Below are 16656 nucleotides of genomic sequence, written 5' to 3'. Positions count from 1 at the left end.
TCGCCGCCCGTCTTTAGCGGAAATGCAACCGCTCTATTTTGCGTGACAGGTAGCCGAGTTCGCAGTTGAACAGCTCGCCGCTGCCGGCGGCCAGGCTGCGCAGCGCGCTCAGCGGCAGCGTCACCTGGGCCGGCGTGGCGTAAATGATCACGTTGCCGCTGGGGGCGACGCAAAACAGTACGGTGCCGAATATTCGCTGCAGGCTGTGGTACAGCAGGCTGTTTTCGTCAGGCAGATCGTGGTAATTGAGCACCAGCCAGCCCCCGTCGTTCAGCCGCGCGGCGCAGTTTTCCAGGAAGGTCTGGGTGCCTTGCTGCGGATCCATGGCGAACGCCGAATAGAGATCGGAGAAGATCAGATCGTAACGCGTCTCGACGGGCGGGCGCACGAAGTCTATGGCGTCGGCGGTGCGCAGGCTGATGGTGCCGGTGGCCGGCAGCGTAAAATAGCGGCGCGCGACGGCGATCACCGCAGCGCGCAGCTCGACGACGTCGAGGCGCATCGCCGGATCGAGCGCGTGCAACGCGCGCAGCAGACTGCCGCCGCCCAACCCCAAAATCAACGCCGAGCTCGGCGGTTGCCAGGCCACCGCCATCAGCATCGCTTTGATGTAGTTGTGGATCGGCTGCGCGGGGTTGCTGAGGCTCATCTTGCTCTGTTCGCAGATGCCGTCAAACCGCAGCGTGCGGTAGTCCTTGTGATCGGAAACGATGATTTCGCCCCAGGCGTCGGCTTCGCGAGCGATCACCTGGCCGCGCGGAGAGAAATCGAGGGTTCTGAGTAAGCTGTCAACCAGAGACATGGTAATCGCAGGGCTCCTTTGGCAAGCGGCCTATTTACGGGCGCACATGAAATCGGCGGTGCAAATGCGCCGGCCATCGATGCTGGCGCGGCCGGTAAAGCGGGCGATCGCCCCGCGCCGACGAACAAAAGCGACCTCCATCAGCACCTGGTCCCCGGGGCGGGCGGCGCGATAAAACCGCGCGCGCTGAATGGCGGCGAAATAGCAATGCTCCCCCTCATTCAGCGCCCCGAGATAGTAGTGGGCCAGCAGACCGGTGCTTTGCGCCAGCGCTTCCACCAACAGCACGCCGGGAAATCCGGCGAAGTGCGCGTGGCCGTTCCAGAACGTCGGCTCATTGGCGGTGATGTTCTTGATGGCGCTCAGCCGCCCTTCGGCAATGCAGGTGCCGGCGGGCAGCACGCGATCGACCAGCAGGCAGGGATAACGATGAGGCAAAATGGCCTGAATATCGTCGAATTGCAGGGGGTGACCAGTCAATGGCATGGGGGGCGTGATCCTGTCTGCGGCGAAACCGGTGCGCTGGCCGGCGTTCAGTCCATGATGAGTGTAATAGCATTATAATAAAATTATCATCAGATGTGCCAGGTGAAAAAACGACGGTGCAGAAACAGGCGAAGAAGGGAGCGTGAGGGAGGCACCCGATCCTGGCGATCGGGTGTGGCAGCGCGTTTAGTGCTTGGAGCGGGTCACTTTATCCAGGTAGCCCATCACGAAGGCGGACAGCACAAAGGTAAGGTGGATGATCACATACCACATCAGCTTGTTGTCCGGCACGTTCTTGGCGTCCATAAACACCCGCAGCAGATGAATGGAGGAGATGGCGACGATAGACGCAGCAACTTTGTTTTTCAGCGAGGTGGCATCCATTTTGCCCAGCCAGCTCAGCTTTTCTTTCCCTTCGGTGATATCCAACTGCGAGACGAAGTTTTCATACCCGGAGAACATCACCATCACCAACAGCCCGCCCACCAGCGCCATGTCGACCAGCGACAGCAGGGTCAGGATCAGATCGGCTTCGGCGACAGAAAAGATGTTGGGCAGGACGTGCAGGATTTCCTGAAAAAATTTGATCGACAGGGCGATCAGAGCCAGTGAAAGGCCGACATAGACCGGTGCGAGCAGCCAACGGGAGGCGTACATCGTGTTTTCGAGCAAGCGTTCAATCATAAAAATTTATTAATTACGTGGCTAAAAGAGCGCTCAGTATAACTCAGGAGACCCGGGCGAAATCAACCGCGTGCCAATGGCTTGGAGAAATTTGCGAATGGACGTTCGCTTCGAACGGGTTCATGACAATGATATCGCATGGGGATAAACTGCCGCGGTCTCTTGCCTTGCTACTGTTCCGTCAATCGCTGCTCAAAACTAAGGATGGTTATATGGTCGACAATGCGTTTATCGCGAGAACGCGAGCCGTCAACGGCTGCTTTTCCATGTTTTTGCTGATGTTCCTGATTACGTTTATTCCGCTGCTCCTTGAGAACAGAGCCGCCTTGATGCGACAAGGGCTATTGCTGCCGCTGCTGTATGGAATGGAATTCGTCGCTATCTTTTCGTTATACCTGCTCTTTTTCCGCCGCAGAGAAGGATTGGGCAAAGGCGAGGTTAAACGCAGCGATTTTGCGCTGCTGCTGTTCGCGCTGTTGGTGATTCAGTTTATTTTCCCGCGTTTGATGGGCGTGGAGAAAACGGAAACCTGGGTGACGGAGCAGGTGGCATTGCCCGGCGAGATTTTGGCGCTCAATGCCGCTTTGTTGGTTTTCGTGGTCCCCATCTATGAAGAGATCGTATTTCGCGGCTGTCTGTTTAATGCGCTGATGTATTGGTTTAACGACAAGGTGCTTTGGGTTGCGTTAACGGTGTCTGTCATCTTTGCCGTTTTGCATACCCAGTACACCGATTGGCGCACATTGGCAGCCCTGTTGCTCATCTCGCTGGTGTTGACGGCCGCACGAGTCAAATCCAAAGGGATCTATTTGCCCATCGGGCTGCATATGACCATGAACGGCGTCGTGATGGCGGCCAGCTATGCGTTAAGCTGAAGCCGTGCTTACCGCCCGATTTTCAGTGCCGGGCTTTTTTACCGTCGCTGTGGCCGAGAGAGCGATCGGGGAAGCTGTGATCGCGCAGCCGTTGCTTTAACTGCGCCGCATCGGGGAAACCGCCGTCAATCTTGCGATCCCAAATCATTACGCCATCGACGCTGATTTGATAGATCCCGCCGGTGCCCGGCATCAGGGTGACGGAGGCGAGATCGTCGCCGAAGGTGTTCAGCAGCTCTTGCGCCATCCAGCCGGCGCGCAGCAGCCAGTTGCATTGTGAACAGTAGTGGATCGTAACGGCGGGGGCATTTTTCATCGATGATCGACCGGTAGTGGTAACGGCTTGCAATCAGCCTGAGGAACCTGCAAACGATGGTGGCCTCGTCTCGCCAAATAGTCAAGCGTCTGCAGCGGCAGGAACGAGAGGGGGGCCGAGCGCGCGTCACGGCCGCTTGCTGCCGGCAAACCATTCAACCCCACGCAGCATGCCCGCCCAATAAAACCGGGGTAAAAACCAGGCTTTCAGCCACCAGGCCAGACGGCTGGGCTGGGTGGCGTCGAGCAGCGGAAACGTGGGCAGCAATTTACCGTCATAGCCAAACTCCGCCAGCACAACTTTGCCTTTCTCAACCGTCAATGGACAGGAACCATAACCATCATAATGGGCAGTGAGAGGCGCGCCCTGAATCAGCGCCGCGACGTTTTCAGCCGCCACCACCACCTGCTTGCGGGCTGCCGCCAGGGTTTTGGCATTTGGCGTCGAGCAACAGTCGCCTACCGCAAAAATATCCGGCCAATGCTTATGCTGCAGCGTCGATTTATCCACATCGCACCAGCCGGCACCATCAGCGAGGCCGCTTTGCGAAATAAACGCCGGAGCCGATTGGGGCGGCACCACGTGGAGCATATCGAAGGGCAGAGTTAACTCGCGTTTTCCTTCTTCATTTGTCTCTACGGCAAATGTCGCTTGCCGCTTCTCGCCATCAACGCGGATTAAATGATGATTGAAATTGACCTGTGCTCGGTATTTTCCCAAATACTCGGTCAGCGGGGGAACAAATTGCGGAATGCCGAAAACCGCCGCGCCCGCAAGGCAGAAATTGACGTTAATATTATTCAGGATGCCTTGGCGATGCCAGTAATCGCATGACAGATACAAGGCTTTTTGCGGTGCACCGGCGCACTTGATGGGGAGCGGCGGCTGAGAAAATATCGCCTGGCCGCCTTTCATTTCGCGGACCAGTTGCCAGGTATATTCGGCAAGATCAAAGCGATAATTAGAGGTGACGCCATTTAATCCCAGGGTTTCTTCAAGGCCCTCTATTTTATCCCAGCGTAAAATCAGTCCGCATGCAACAATAAGAAAGTCATAGTTTATTTTCTGCCCCTGACGGGTCTCGATGTATTTTTGACTGGGCTCAACCCTGACCACGCTATCCTGTATCCATGCGGTGCCTGAGGGCAGAACGGCATGCATGGAGCGCCGTGTTTTCGTGATATCAAAGAGCCCGCCGCCCACCAGAGTCCATGCCGGTTGATAATAATGACAATCGTTAGGCTCCACTATCGTTATATCGATGTCTTTAACTCGCTTCCTTATGCTTGCCGCGATACCTATTCCGGATGAGCCGCCGCCAATAATAACGACGCTTTTCTGGGGGGTTATTTTTTCTGGTTTCATGCAGGCCTCCTTTCATAAGAAAGTAGGGGGTTGCCGTCCAGATTAAAAGCGAATTCATAGAACTTGTGGTTATATAAAAAATCACATATTCCATTTAGCTATATGTAATAACAAATCGAAATAAGTTATTTGACATTGCCGGTGAACTGATCGTTAATAAATGGCATGAGCATCATTAAGGGATTAACGCAGTGGATTTTTTCCATTTCAGTTTTTATATCGTGATGCTGTTAGTGGTCACCGGGGGAATTGTGGGATTTCTCCTGGCTCTGACCGGCGGCGGCGGCTCAATCGTCTGCGTGCCATTATTGCTGTATATGGTGAAAGTGCCGGATACGCATTTGATTATAGGGACCAGCGCCATGTCTGTGGCCATTAACGCGCTGATCAACCTGGCCGCGCACGCCTCCAAAGGCAACGTCAGGTGGCAGACCGGGCTTGTCGTTTCGCTGATCGCCGTCATGGGGGCTCTGGCCGGCTCTCAGATGGGAAAAATCACGGACGGACACTACATAACCCTGCCTTTCTCCCTGTTGATGCTGGTGGTCGCCGGATTGACGCTGAAAAGAAATCCCCTTGCCGGCCCCCCCTTGCCGTCCTCCCATTCTGCCGTTCATCCCGCCATCGTATGGCCCAGCGTTCTCGCGCTGGGCGGGCTGGCGGGCTTTCTGGGTATTGGCGGCGGATTTTTGGTTGTGCCGGCGCTGGTCTGGTTTTTTCGCTTCACGATGGTTGAGGCGGTGGCAACCTCACTGGTGGTCGTGGCGGCCATGGGGCTGTCGACCAGCGCCAGCTACGCCATGTCCGGAAAGGTGTCGCTCGCCATTACGTGTTGGCTCATCGTCGGCGGCGTTCTGGGGGGCGTGGTGGGGGTGGCGCTCGCCGAGCGCCTGAAAAAACGCGAGGGCATTATCAACGTGCTCTATGCCCTCATGCTCCTGGCGCTGGCCCTGTATATGTTATTTAAAAGCCTATGAAACGGAAGGAAAAAAACATGCGCATCCGCACTTACCACCCTCAGCTCTCCTTTTCGGGCGCGCCCGAAGCGAGTGATTTCAAGGCGCTGTCTCAACAGGGCTACCGCCTTATCGTCAACAATCGGCCGGATGAGGAGCCGGGGGAGTATCTTGACCATCAGCAAGAGAAAGCGTTGGCTGAACAAGGGGGGATGCGCTACGTCTATCTCCCTTATACGTTCGATACGCTGACCTGGGAGACCGTTTACACCTTCCAGTTTCTGTTGCGGCAAGGCAAGAAAACCCTGGCGCACTGCAGAAGCGGAGCTCGCTCTGCCTGCCTTTCCCTGCTGTATGCATTGCGCGAAGGTCAGATAGATGAAGCGCAGTTTCGCCGCCAATGCGACGAATACGGCGCGGACGCCGATAAGGCGCTCAGCTGGTACTACAAGCATCGATCCGTGCGGGCCACGGCGGAAGTTCACGCGTTTTATGAGCCGGAAAGCGGCAGCCTGCAGTATGTGGTTGCCGATCCCGAGGCGCGCCGCTGTGCGATTATCGACCCGGTGCTGGATTTTGACCGCCGATCGGGCACGGTCTCGCATCAACAGGCCAACGATATCCTGAATTTTATCCATCAACGGGGGTGGGGAGTGGCCTGGGTGCTGGATACGCACCCGCACGCCGATCATTTTTCGGCCGCCACCTGGCTGGCGCAGAAAACCGGCGCCTTCACCGGCATCGGTGAAAAAATTACCGCCGTTCAGGGGCTGTGGGAAGAGATCTATAACTTAAAAGACCTGCCTGCGGCCAATACCGTCTGGGATGCGCTGTTCGCGGACGGCGACGTCTTTTTTATCGGCAACCTGCGCGCTGAAGTCCTGCTGTCTCCCGGGCACACGCTGGCGTCCGTCACTTATTACATTGCGGATGCGGCGTTTATCCACGATACGTTCTTCATGCCGGACAGCGGTACCGCAAGGGCCGATTTTCCTGGCGGCAATGCGGAAGCCTTGTGGGAGTCATTGCAGCGGATCTTGAGCCTGCCGGCGGATACCCGCCTGTTTACCGGCCATGATTACCGCCCGGCGGGGCGTGAGGCCCGCTGGGAAAGCACCGTGAGAGAGCAGCGCGAGAACAATCCCTGGGTGGTCAACATGGATAAATCCCGCTTTATTGCGCAAAGAAAGCAGCGGGACGCCACGCTGCCGCACCCGGAACTCATGCTGATGGCGCTGCAGGTCAATATTCGCGGTGGCGTGTTGCCTGACTGCGAAGACGATGGGCAACGCTACCTGAAAATTCCCGTGAATCGATTTAAGCGGTGAATCAAGCCAGAGGTGCGAGATCGTTCGCCGCCGCTGCGGTCAATGCGAATGAGATCGCGCCGTCTGTTAATTGTTTTTTATGAAATAATCATGCTGGTTCATATTTAATTATTTGTTTTTACACAAATCATGCGGCGCTTGCCCTCACCGAATACAGTCACTACATTAACAACTGTACTTCCCACTCTGCTAAGGAAAACACCATGAAAGCTGCCGTAGTGACGAAAAACCATACCGTAGACATTCAGGATAAAGTGCTGCGTCCGCTGAAGCACGGCGAAGCGGCGTTGAAAATGGAGTGTTGCGGGGTGTGCCACACCGATTTGCACGTGAAAAACGGCGATTTCGGCGAGGTGCCGGGCATTACGTTGGGGCATGAGGGCATCGGCGTGGTCTCCGCCGTCGGTGAGGGCGTCACCTCGCTAAAAGTGGGTGACCGCGCCAGCGTCGCCTGGTTTTACCAGGGTTGCGGCCATTGCGAATACTGCGTCAGCGGCAACGAAACCCTGTGCCGTTCGGTGAAAAACGCCGGCTACAGCGTTGACGGCGGCATGGCGGAAGAGTGCATCGTGGTGGCGGACTACGCGGTGAAAGTGCCGGACGGGCTCGATTCTTTCGCCGCCAGCAGCATCACCTGCGCCGGCGTCACCACCTACAAGGCGGTGAAAATTTCCGATATCAAGCCGGGGCAGTGGATCGCCATCTATGGCCTGGGCGGGCTGGGCAACCTGGCGCTGCAGTACGCCAAGAACGTGTTTAACGCCAAGGTGATCGCCATCGACGTCAACGACGGCCAGTTGGAGTTCGCCAAACAGATCGGCGCCGATCTGGCCATCAATTCCAAAACGCAAAACGCCGAGGAGATCATTCAGCAGCAAACCGGCGGCGCTCACGCGGCGGTGGTGACGGCTGTGGCGAAAGCGGCCTTCAACTCGGCGGTCAATGCGGTGCGCGCCGGCGGTAAAGTGGTGGCGGTGGGGCTGCCGCCGGAGAGCATGGATCTGAGTATTCCGCGCCTGGTGCTGGACGGCATTCAGGTGGTGGGTTCGCTGGTGGGCACGCGCGAAGATCTGAAAGAGGCGTTCCAGTTCGCCGCCGAAGGCAAAGTGACGCCGAAAGTGACCAAACGGCCATTGGGCGACATCAACGCCATCTTCGACGAGATGAAGGCGGGCACCATTCGCGGTCGCATGGTGATCGATCTCGGCATGGCGAAATAAATCACGCCACTAACCATGCCAAATAAGAAGGCCACCTGCGGGTGGCCTTCTGGTTGTTACGCCCGGCTCAGAACAGGCCCAGCGGTTTGGCGTCGTAGCTGACCAGCAGGTTTTTCACCTGTTGATAGTGCGACAGCGCCGCCTTGTGGGTCTCGCGCCCGATGCCGGAGTTCTTGTAGCCGCCGAACGCGGCGTGCGCCGGATACAGGTGGTAACAGTTGGTCCACACGCGCCCGGCCTTGATCGCGCGGCCCATGCGATAGGCGCGGTTGATGTCGCGGGTCCACAACCCGGCGCCCAGCCCGAACTCGGTGTCGTTGGCCAGCGCCAGCGCTTCGGCTTCATCTTTAAAGGTGGCGACGCCGATCACCGGCCCGAAGATCTCCTCGCGGAAGAAGCGCATGCTGTTGTTGCCGGTAATCAACGTCGGCTGCAGGTAGAAACCGTTTTGCAATTCATCTCCATGCTGCGTGCGTTTGCCGCCGGCGAGGATGTTGCCGCCCTCATTCTTGGCGATGTCGATGTAGGACAGGATCTTATCGTACTGTTCTTGCGACGCCTGCGCGCCGAGCATGGTGTCGGTGTCGAAGGGATCGCCCTGGCGGATGGTGGCGATGCGCGCCAGCACTTTCTCCATAAACTGCGGATAGATAGATTCTTCAATCAGCGCGCGTGAAGGGCAGGTGCAGACCTCCCCCTGGTTGAAGAAACCGAGCACCAGCCCCTCAACCGCCTTGTCGATGAACTCCGGCTCCGCCTGCATGATGTCGGCGAAATAGATGTTGGGCGATTTACCGCCCAGCTCGACGGTGCTGGGGATGATGTTTTCCGCCGCGCAGGCGAGGATGTGGCGGCCGATCGGCGTGGAGCCGGTGAACGCGATCTTCTCGATGCGTTTGCTGCGAGCCAGCGCTTCGCCGGCCTCGGCGCCGAAGCCTTGCACCACGTTGAGCACGCCCGGCGGCAGCAGATCGCCGATCTCTTCCATCAGCACGCTGATGCCGAGCGGGGTCTGTTCCGCCGGTTTCAGCACCACGCAGTTACCGCCCGCCAGCGCCGGCGCCAGTTTCCAGGCGGCCATCAGCAGCGGGAAATTCCACGGGATGATCTGGCCGACCACGCCCAGCGGTTCATAGATATGGTAGGCCACGGTGTTCTGGTCGATCTCCGCCGCGGTGCCTTCCTGCGCGCGCAGGCAGCCGGCGAAGTAACGGAAATGGTCGACCGCCAGCGGCAGATCGGCATTCAGGGTTTCGCGGATCGGTTTGCCGTTGTCCCAGGTTTCGGTCAGCGCCAGCATCTCCAGCCGCGATTCGATGCGATCAGCGATCGCCAACAGCACGTTGGAACGCGCCTGCACGCTGGTTTTGCCCCAGGCGTCCGCCGCCGCGTGCGCCGCGTCGAGCGCCAGCTCGATGTCCTTGGCGTCGGAACGCGGGAATTCGGCGATCGGCTGGCCGGTCACCGGCGAGGTGTTGGTGAAGTAGTTGCCGGATACCGGTTCGACGAATTTGCCGCCAATGTAGTTGCCATAGCGTTTGCGGAACGAAACCAGCGAGCCAGGCAAACCGGGGTGGACATATTTCATGTTAAGCACCTCTCTGCAGATGAAAATCAGCGCTATTGGGCTGCGCCTGTGAATGCGGCATGCCGCCGCAGCACAGAGAAGCACGGCGCGTGCCAGATTAACGAAAGGCGAGGGTGATGATAAAAATGGCTTATTTATTAGCGTGTTAAAAAATGATATGACTTGGCAAATCGGGCGATTCCGCCGCCGTCGGTGTTTTTTTGTGTCCCGTGTCGCAACGCTTGATACACATCTGTGATACATATTTGCAACACTCGCGAACGGGGGAGAAACGCATGTTGCCTGACGACCGCTTGCCCACCGAGGGCGCCAGTCCGCTGGCGGAATCCTGGCAGCGCAGCCGGGGCTACGGCCTGACGCGCGCCGATCGCCATATCCCGTTTATCAAAGCCGGACTGCTCGAAGAGCTGCGTAGCCGCAACGACTGGGTGCCGCAGCGGGTACAGCCGCTGATCGAGCAGCTGGGCGCGCAAATTACGCGCCAGCCCGCCATTGTGGTGATCGCCGACGCCGACGGGCTGGTGCTGGAAACCCGCGGCAATACCGACTTTTTGCACAAGGCGTCGCGCTTTGCGCTGGCGCCGGGCAACCAGTGGGGAGAAGCGGAGCGGGGCACCAACGCCATCGGCACCGCGCTGGCGCTGGGCGCGTTCTGCGAAGTGCGCGGCGGCCAGCATTTCCTCAACCAAAACGCCGGGTTGAACTGCACCGCCGCGCCGATCTATCGGCCGGATGGCCGCATTGCCGGCATACTGGATCTCTCCGCCCCCGCGCAGCGGCCGTATCGCGATGCGCAGCGCCTGATCATGCAGGCGGTGCGGCATATTGAACACCGCTGGGTCAGAAGCGCGATCGCCGATCGTCACTGGACGCTGCGCCTGCACGCCGATGCCGGTCGTCTGGGCAGCGCGCAGGAGCTGCTGCTGGTGTTTCACGACGAAGTGCTGGTCGCCGCCAATCGGCTGGCGATGATGGAGTTTCAGCTCTCGCCGGCCGCATTCGGCTCCGTCGAGTTCGCCCAGCTGTTCCCCGATCTGTTGCGACAGCCCTCCGGCGCGCCGCGTCAGACGCTGGCCGGCAATCAACGGCACTATTATTCTCTGCTCGAGGCGCCGCAGCGCCGCGTTAGCGCCCTGCGTTCCACGCCGCCGGCGGAACGGCATGACGAGCAGCATCAGAAAGCGCTGCGGATCCTCAACGCCGGCCTTTCGCTGTGCGTGACCGGCGAAACCGGCTGCGGTAAAGAGCACTTCAGCCGACGCCTGTTTCAAGAGAGCCGCTGGCGCAACGGCAACTTCGTGGCGATCAACTGTGCGGCGCTGCCCGAGCCGCTGATCGAATCCGAGCTGTTCGGCTATGCGCCGGGGGCGTTTACCGGCGCCAACCCGAAAGGCTATATCGGCAAGATCCGCGAGGCGGACGGCGGCGTGCTGTTCCTCGATGAAATCGGCGACATGCCGGCGGGCCTGCAGACGCGGCTGCTGCGGGTGTTACAGGAAAAAACGGTCACGCCGCTCGGCAGCCGCAGCGCCTTTGCGGTCGATTTTGCGCTGGTCTGCGCCACGCACCACGATCTGCATCGGCAGGTTGAGGCGGGGGCGTTTCGCGAGGATTTGCTGTACCGCATACAGGAATACAGCCTGCGCATTCCGCCGCTCCGAGAGCGGGCGCAGCTGGAGGCCTTTATTATGCAGCTGTGGCGAGAGTTGGGCGGTGAGCGGCGCGACATTCGCCTGCTGCCGGAAGCGCTGGCGATGCTGGCGCGCTACCCGTGGCCCGGCAACGTGCGGCAGCTGTTGAGTACGCTCAAGGTGCTGCTGGCGCTGGCGGACGATCATGCGGTGCTCACTCTGGACGATCTGCCGCAGTCCATCGCGGTGCTGGCGCCGCGCCAGGAGAGCGCCGATACCGGCCTGGAGGCGCTGCAGGCGGCGATCGACAGGGCGGGCGGCAACCTCAGCCGGGCGGCCAAGGCGCTCGGCGTTTCGCGCAGCACGCTGTACCGCAAGCTGGGAAGGCAGAAAGCGGCGGCGGAATGAAACGTCGTGATTGATCATCAATAGCCGGCCCCCGAGCGGGGCCGGTTCACGCTTTAGTCCCCCAGCCCCGGCGGGTTAATCTCCGAATGGGCGATCTTCTCGTCGCTCTCCGCCCAGCGATCCAGCACCTGCAGATAGCTGCCGTTGGCGATGGCGCTGTTGAGCGATGCCTGCACCGCATCCACCAGGCCATTGCCTTTCTTCAGCGTGACGGCGATGTTGGCGGTCTTCGGCCAGCCGCCGGGCACGATGCCTACCAGCCGGGTTTTGCCGGTCAGCCGCGCCTGATAAGCGCCGGAGACGTTGGGGCCGAAGGTGGCGTCGGCGCGGCCGGACTGAATGGCCAGCGTGGAGGCGGCCTTGTCGGTGACGTACACTGGCTGCAGCGGTGCCAGCCCCTTGGCGCGGTTCTCCTTGTCCCAGGCCAGCAGCACCGCTTCCTGATTGGTGCCGGAATCGACGATGATCTTTTTACCGGCGATATCCGGCGCGGTGTTGATCTGGGTGATTTTACTGTCGGATTTGACGTAGAAACCCAGCGTATCCTGGCGATAGGTGGCGAAATCGAATTTGGTCTTGCGTTCGTTGGTCACGGTGATGTTGTAAACCGCGGCGTCATATTTGCCGGAGGCCACTCCCAGCGGCCAGTCTTCCCACGAGGTGGGCACCAGCTTGAGTTTCAATCCCAAGCCGTCGGCCACCAGGCGCGCGATGTCCGCCTCGCTGCCGATCACCGTTTTATTGTCGCGGGCGTACAGGCCGAACGGCGGGCCGCTGCCCAGCAGGGAAATGGCCACCGTCAGCGTGCCGGGCTCCACGAACTTGAAATCGGCGGGGATTTTGGCCACGGCTTCGGCGCTCTTCACCGTGTGGATCGGCGTTTCGTTGGCGACGAGATCCACCCCTGGCGCGGCCGCGGCGGAAAAGCTCAGCAGCGCCGCCATCACAATCATCTTTTTGCTATATATCATTATGTTAATTACCTTCATTATTATGGGTGTCACAAGGTCGTTGCACTATCTCTAAAGGCGGCAGATCTGTGAACGAACAAAATCAACTATCCAATCTTGGAAATGTCATGAAGCGCCGCCGGTGGCGCTGAATCTCTCGAGGATGAACCATGCTGTCGCGTTTCGCTACGTTGGGCCGCATACCGCGCGGCGTGTGGGTGTTGGGTGGGGTGAGCCTGCTGATGGACGTCTCCTCGGAAATGATCCACAGCCTGCTGCCGCTGTTTATGGCGACGACGCTCGGCGCCAGCGTCATCGTCATCGGGCTGATCGAAGGGCTGGCGGAGGCGACGGCATTGATCGTCAAGGTGTTCTCCGGCGTGCTGAGCGATTACCTCGGCAAGCGCAAAGGGTTGGCGCTGCTGGGCTACGGGCTGGGCGCCATCAGCAAACCGTTTTTCGCCATCGCGTCGTCGTCCGGCATGGTGATGAGCGCGCGCCTGCTGGATCGCGTGGGCAAAGGCATCCGCGGGGCGCCGCGCGATGCCCTGGTGGCCGACGTGACGCCGCCGGAGATTCGCGGTGCGGCCTTCGGGCTGCGCCAGTCGCTGGATACCGTCGGTGCCTTTTTAGGGCCGCTGCTGGCCGTCGGCCTGATGCTGCTGTGGCACAACGATTTTCGCGCCATCTTTTGGGTGGCGGCGATCCCGGCGGCGCTGGCGATTGCGCTGCTGTTTTTTGGCCTGAAAGAGCCGGCCGCCGCGATAACCCACAAGCGCACCAACCCGATCACCCGCGCCAATCTGCGGCTGCTGGGGCGCGGCTATTGGTGGGTGGTGGGTATCGGCGCCGTCTTCACGCTGGCGCGCTTCAGCGAAGCGTTCCTGGTGCTGAAGGCGCAGCAGGGCGGCACGCCGCTGGCGTTGATCCCGCTGGTGATGGTCGCCATGAATCTGGTCTACGCCTGCTCGGCCTATCCGTTCGGTAAACTGTCCGATCGCATGAGCCATGAAGGATTGCTGAAAGCCGGGCTGCTGGTGCTGATCGCCGCCGATGTGGTGTTGGCGCTGAGCGATCATTGGGGTGGGGTGCTGTTTGGCGTGGCGCTGTGGGGCGTGCACATGGGCATGACGCAGGGACTGTTGGCGGCGATGGTGGCGCATACCGCGCCGGCGCACCTGCGCGGCACCGCGTTCGGCATGTTCAATCTGATCAGCGGCGTGGCGCTGCTGCTGGCGAGTCTCGGAGCCGGAATCCTGTGGGAGCTGTTCGGTTCCGCCTCCACCTTCTACGCCGGGGCGTTCATCTGCGTGGTGACGCTGGTCGGCATGCAGCTGGCGCCGTTCGGCGAACGGCGGGGCGCTTAACGGCCGTCGACAAGTTGCGGCATCGCCTGCAGCAGCTCGGGCACCCGCTGGGATTCCACAGCCCGGCTGAACAAATAACCCTGGCCGATATGGAAACCGGCTTCGCACAGCGTTTGCCGCTGCTGCTCGGTTTCCACGCCCTCGGCGATGATATCGATCGACAGTTTTTGGCCGAGGATGCCGATGCTTTCCACGATCGCCAGGATCGCCGGTTCGGTATTCATCCGTTGAACGAAGTCGCAGTCCAGCTTAATGCAGTCCAGCGGGTAATCCATGATATGGCTGAAGGAGGAGTGGCCGGTGCCGAAATCGTCCAGCGCGATGCGGATGCCCATCTCCTTGAGCATTTGCAGCGCGCGCAGCACGTACTTCGAGCCGTGCTTGTTGAACGCGTGTTCGGTCACTTCCAGTTCGATCAGAGGGTGGGGAATGTGGAACTTCAGCAGGCGCTGCAGGAAGGTTTCGGCGTAGTTGTCGCGTAAAAACTCGATCGGCGACACGTTCAGCGAGATGGGCCGCACCGCCACGCCGGCCGCGCGCCAGCGGGCGATATCGGCGAAGACCTTCAGCTGCATGGCCTCGCTGATCTTGGTCGCCAGCTCGTAGTCGTTGAACGCCTCGCTTACCGTTGCCGGCAGCTGCACGCCGTTGATCGGGCAGTGCCAGCGCAGCAGCGCTTCAAAGCCGACGATGCTGCCGTCGGTCAGGCAGACCTTCGGCTGGTAGCTGGGACGGATGCAGTTGTCGCGCACGATCTGGCGTGCGTAGTTGAGCTGGCTGGCGCGGGCGCGCGCTTTGTCCATCATTTTGCGGTCGAACATATAGACGCCGCCACGGCCGCCGTCTTTCAGCTCATACAGCGCGGTATCGGCGCATTTCATCAGCTCTGAAGCGTCGCGCGCGTCTTTGGGATAGATGGCGCCGCCAAGGCTCATGCCGCAATGCAGCGTCTTGCCGCCGTGGGTGATCGGCGTCTCCAGCTGCAGCAGAAACTTGTTGGCGATGCGGAAAATATCCTGCTCGTTTTCGACGTCGCTGATCACCACGGCAAACTCGTCGCCGCCGAGGCGGGAGACGAACGAGTGCGCATTCATGCAGGCGCTGAGTCTTTTACCCAAGATCCGCAGCAGATGGTCGCCCGCCGCGTGGCCCAGCGTGTCGTTCACCAGCTTGAAGTGGTCAAGATCCAACAGCATCAGCCCGAGGGACTTGTTGCCGTGCAGGGCGCGCTTCATCTCTTGCTTCAGCTTTTTCTTGAAGAGGCGCCGGTTGGGCAGGCCGGTCAATTCGTCATATTCGCTGGCGAGCAACAGACGTTGTTCCATCACGCGCTGTGAAGTCACGTCGCGCGAGACGCACAAGATCTCGACCACGGCGCCGTGTTCGTCGCTGACCGGCGTGAGAATGTTGTCCCAGTGCTGTTTTTTACCCTGCGGCGTCACGCTCAATCCGGTGAAGCGCGCATTCTTTCCGGCTCTGACGCTGCGCAGCGCCTTACTGCCGCGGCGCCGGATCTCGGGCGACAGCAGCCCCAGCCAGGGCATGCCAAACTCTTTTTGCGCCGGATCAAGGCCAAGGGCCAGGCTGCCGGAGCGGTTCATGTGGCGCAGCGTGCCGTCGTGATTGATCACTTTGATGCAGTCGACGCTGGCGTCCAGCATGTCTTGCTGGATAGAGAGCGCCTGAACGTTTTGCTGGCGCTGCAGCATTTGCGGATGGATGTCGGTCGCCGTGAGGTACCAGCTGAGCTCCAGCGCCATACCGTCCTGCCGGGCGTTGAACGCCAGCATAAACCAACGGTAGGCGCCGCTGCGATCGCACAGGCGGGCTTCGCCGGCGAACGAGGAAAGGGCCACGATCGCCTGGCGCCATTGCGCGGCCAGCCGCTCGCGATCGTCGGGGTGCAGGGCATCGAGCCAGTCGGCGGCGCCGTGTTCACCGGCGATGGCGCCGGTATAGTCGCGCCACTGTTTATTGAAGTAACCGCCAAGGCGGTTGCCGAAGCAAATCAGGCCGGGCAAGTCGTCTACGATTTCGCCATAGAGATCAATCGGATTTTTGTTATTGCTCTGCTTGGGCAACAGGGTCATGCGGTATTTCCTCGGAAAATTACCCATATTCTCGCTCTAGGGCAGAGCTTCTTTCAATATAGTCTTGCCAATTAAAATGGGAATAGCCAGCGGGCGCGGCTAAAAATCGGCCCGCCAGCATGGAATACATCCCGCGTGAACGCATTAGGAATACTCCTGTTATTTATAAGCATCCCTTATATTGCAGCGAAAAATAAGTAATCGGACCACGCCGCGTTATTGCCGTGAAAATTAATCATTCCTGATGTTTCTCTGTGGCCAAATGTTCAGTCGCCATGATGTACTTCCGAACGGTATTCTGCCTGCTCTATGCGGTAACACTGACAAAAACCCCAGTCCAGACGGTGATAAACGCCATTTTATGCACTCTGCAACGCCCGTCATCGCCCGTTCACTGGGGCTTAGCGAAAAAATCATGATGCAAATCAAGAAATGTTTTGTTTCATCTGTTGACACTTTGCTTACGTGTGAGATAGCCTCGCGAATGATAATCATTAGCAAAACTGGATGGTGGCGCAAATGCATTCACGTAATTTTCTTCGGGTAACGGTTCGGATAACCGGCAACGGTCACAACACGAGACCACGTCT

At 59.4% G+C, this 16656-nt stretch carries 14 protein-coding genes; 6 read left to right on the top strand and 8 right to left on the bottom strand.

Annotation, left to right across the window (positions count from 1 at the left end; genetic code table 11):
- Positions 1-13 precede the first annotated feature (13 nt).
- The 3 genes from ACJ8MK_RS09385 to ACJ8MK_RS09375 form a co-directional block, all read right to left on the bottom strand.
- Positions 14-802, bottom strand: coding sequence for a spermidine synthase (locus ACJ8MK_RS09385; protein WP_442517682.1), 789 nt, complete (start codon positions 800-802; stop codon positions 14-16).
- Positions 803-832: 30 nt separating this feature from the next.
- Positions 833-1288 (bottom strand): 3-hydroxyacyl-ACP dehydratase FabZ, encoded by a 456-nt coding sequence (gene fabZ / locus ACJ8MK_RS09380; protein WP_442517681.1) that lies wholly within the window; start codon positions 1286-1288, stop codon positions 833-835.
- 186 nt (positions 1289-1474) lie between these two features.
- On the bottom strand, positions 1475-1969 hold the full coding sequence (locus ACJ8MK_RS09375) for a TIGR00645 family protein (protein WP_060438817.1): 495 nt from the start codon (positions 1967-1969) through the stop codon (positions 1475-1477).
- A gap of 215 nt (positions 1970-2184) precedes the next feature.
- Between ACJ8MK_RS09375 and ACJ8MK_RS09370 the strand changes: the two genes are divergently transcribed.
- Positions 2185-2847, top strand: a complete 663-nt coding sequence (locus ACJ8MK_RS09370) for a CPBP family intramembrane glutamic endopeptidase (RefSeq protein WP_442517680.1) — start codon at positions 2185-2187, stop codon at positions 2845-2847.
- 22 nt (positions 2848-2869) lie between these two features.
- Here the strand turns inward: ACJ8MK_RS09370 and ACJ8MK_RS09365 are convergent, their stop codons facing one another.
- Positions 2870-3163 carry a SelT/SelW/SelH family protein gene (locus tag ACJ8MK_RS09365; protein ID WP_060421012.1) on the bottom strand — a complete coding sequence of 98 codons (294 nt, stop codon included), beginning with the start codon at positions 3161-3163 and terminating at the stop codon, positions 2870-2872.
- 126 nt (positions 3164-3289) lie between these two features.
- A complete protein-coding gene (locus tag ACJ8MK_RS09360) occupies positions 3290-4528 on the bottom strand; it encodes an NAD(P)/FAD-dependent oxidoreductase (RefSeq protein ID WP_101426902.1) in 1239 nt (412 codons plus the stop codon).
- Between the two features lie 191 nt (positions 4529-4719).
- Between ACJ8MK_RS09360 and ACJ8MK_RS09355 the strand changes: the two genes are divergently transcribed.
- The 3 genes from ACJ8MK_RS09355 to adhP all read left to right on the top strand — a co-directional run bounded on the left by ACJ8MK_RS09355 (position 4720) and on the right by adhP (position 8032).
- A complete protein-coding gene (locus tag ACJ8MK_RS09355) occupies positions 4720-5505 on the top strand; it encodes a sulfite exporter TauE/SafE family protein (RefSeq protein WP_101426903.1) in 786 nt (261 codons plus the stop codon).
- A 17-nt stretch (positions 5506-5522) separates the two neighbouring features.
- Complete coding sequence (gene blh, locus ACJ8MK_RS09350) at positions 5523-6812, top strand: bifunctional sulfur transferase/dioxygenase Blh (protein ID WP_101426904.1); 1290 nt, start codon at positions 5523-5525, stop codon at positions 6810-6812.
- A 203-nt stretch (positions 6813-7015) separates the two neighbouring features.
- A complete protein-coding gene (gene adhP / locus ACJ8MK_RS09345; protein ID WP_033634519.1) occupies positions 7016-8032 on the top strand; it encodes an alcohol dehydrogenase AdhP in 1017 nt (338 codons plus the stop codon).
- 67 nt (positions 8033-8099) lie between these two features.
- On the opposite strand, the gene exaC is transcribed toward adhP, so the two are convergent.
- Positions 8100-9620: an acetaldehyde dehydrogenase ExaC gene (gene exaC, locus ACJ8MK_RS09340; RefSeq protein ID WP_041035074.1), complete on the bottom strand. Its 1521-nt coding sequence runs from the start codon at positions 9618-9620 to the stop codon at positions 8100-8102.
- Positions 9621-9895: 275 nt separating this feature from the next.
- On the opposite strand from exaC, the gene ACJ8MK_RS09335 reads away from it, so the two are divergent.
- A complete protein-coding gene (locus ACJ8MK_RS09335) occupies positions 9896-11659 on the top strand; it encodes a sigma-54-dependent Fis family transcriptional regulator (protein ID WP_060421019.1) in 1764 nt (587 codons plus the stop codon).
- A 53-nt stretch (positions 11660-11712) separates the two neighbouring features.
- On the opposite strand, the gene ACJ8MK_RS09330 is transcribed toward ACJ8MK_RS09335, so the two are convergent.
- Entirely contained in the window at positions 11713-12630 is a 918-nt protein-coding gene (locus ACJ8MK_RS09330; RefSeq protein WP_094860074.1) for an ABC transporter substrate-binding protein, read from the bottom strand.
- Positions 12631-12779: 149 nt separating this feature from the next.
- Between ACJ8MK_RS09330 and ACJ8MK_RS09325 the strand changes: the two genes are divergently transcribed.
- Entirely contained in the window at positions 12780-13976 is a 1197-nt protein-coding gene (locus ACJ8MK_RS09325; protein ID WP_103829515.1) for an MFS transporter, read from the top strand.
- On the opposite strand, the gene ACJ8MK_RS09320 is transcribed toward ACJ8MK_RS09325, so the two are convergent.
- Positions 13973-16066, bottom strand: coding sequence for a putative bifunctional diguanylate cyclase/phosphodiesterase (locus ACJ8MK_RS09320; RefSeq protein ID WP_442517679.1), 2094 nt, complete (start codon positions 16064-16066; stop codon positions 13973-13975). The two genes, ACJ8MK_RS09325 and ACJ8MK_RS09320, sit on opposite strands and share 4 nt — an antisense overlap.
- Positions 16067-16656 lie beyond the last annotated feature (590 nt).

It is taken from the genome of Serratia sp. CY38905 (assembly GCF_052168875.1).
In the GTDB taxonomy this organism is placed as follows: Bacteria; Pseudomonadota; Gammaproteobacteria; order Enterobacterales; family Enterobacteriaceae; genus Serratia; species Serratia sarumanii.
The sequence above is the reverse complement of the archived record's forward strand: the minus strand, read 5'-3'. Positions and strand labels throughout refer to the sequence as shown.

Bases quoted from the DNA above. Each gene is read 5' to 3' on its own strand.
- ACJ8MK_RS09385 (WP_442517682.1), bottom strand. From the start codon at position 802: ATGTCTCTGGTTGACAGCTTACTCAGAACCCTCGATTTCTCTCCGCGC.
- fabZ (WP_442517681.1), bottom strand. From the start codon at position 1,288: ATGCCATTGACTGGTCACCCCCTGCAATTCGACGATATTCAGGCCATT.
- ACJ8MK_RS09370 (WP_442517680.1), top strand. From the start codon at position 2,185: ATGGTCGACAATGCGTTTATCGCGAGAACGCGAGCCGTCAACGGCTGC.
- ACJ8MK_RS09365 (WP_060421012.1), bottom strand. From the start codon at position 3,163: ATGAAAAATGCCCCCGCCGTTACGATCCACTACTGTTCACAATGCAAC.
- ACJ8MK_RS09360 (WP_101426902.1), bottom strand. From the start codon at position 4,528: ATGAAACCAGAAAAAATAACCCCCCAGAAAAGCGTCGTTATTATTGGC.
- blh (WP_101426904.1), top strand. From the start codon at position 5,523: ATGCGCATCCGCACTTACCACCCTCAGCTCTCCTTTTCGGGCGCGCCC.
- adhP (WP_033634519.1), top strand. From the start codon at position 7,016: ATGAAAGCTGCCGTAGTGACGAAAAACCATACCGTAGACATTCAGGAT.
- exaC (WP_041035074.1), bottom strand. From the start codon at position 9,620: ATGAAATATGTCCACCCCGGTTTGCCTGGCTCGCTGGTTTCGTTCCGC.
- ACJ8MK_RS09335 (WP_060421019.1), top strand. From the start codon at position 9,896: ATGTTGCCTGACGACCGCTTGCCCACCGAGGGCGCCAGTCCGCTGGCG.
- ACJ8MK_RS09330 (WP_094860074.1), bottom strand. From the start codon at position 12,630: ATGATATATAGCAAAAAGATGATTGTGATGGCGGCGCTGCTGAGCTTT.
- ACJ8MK_RS09325 (WP_103829515.1), top strand. From the start codon at position 12,780: ATGCTGTCGCGTTTCGCTACGTTGGGCCGCATACCGCGCGGCGTGTGG.
- ACJ8MK_RS09320 (WP_442517679.1), bottom strand. From the start codon at position 16,066: ATGACCCTGTTGCCCAAGCAGAGCAATAACAAAAATCCGATTGATCTC.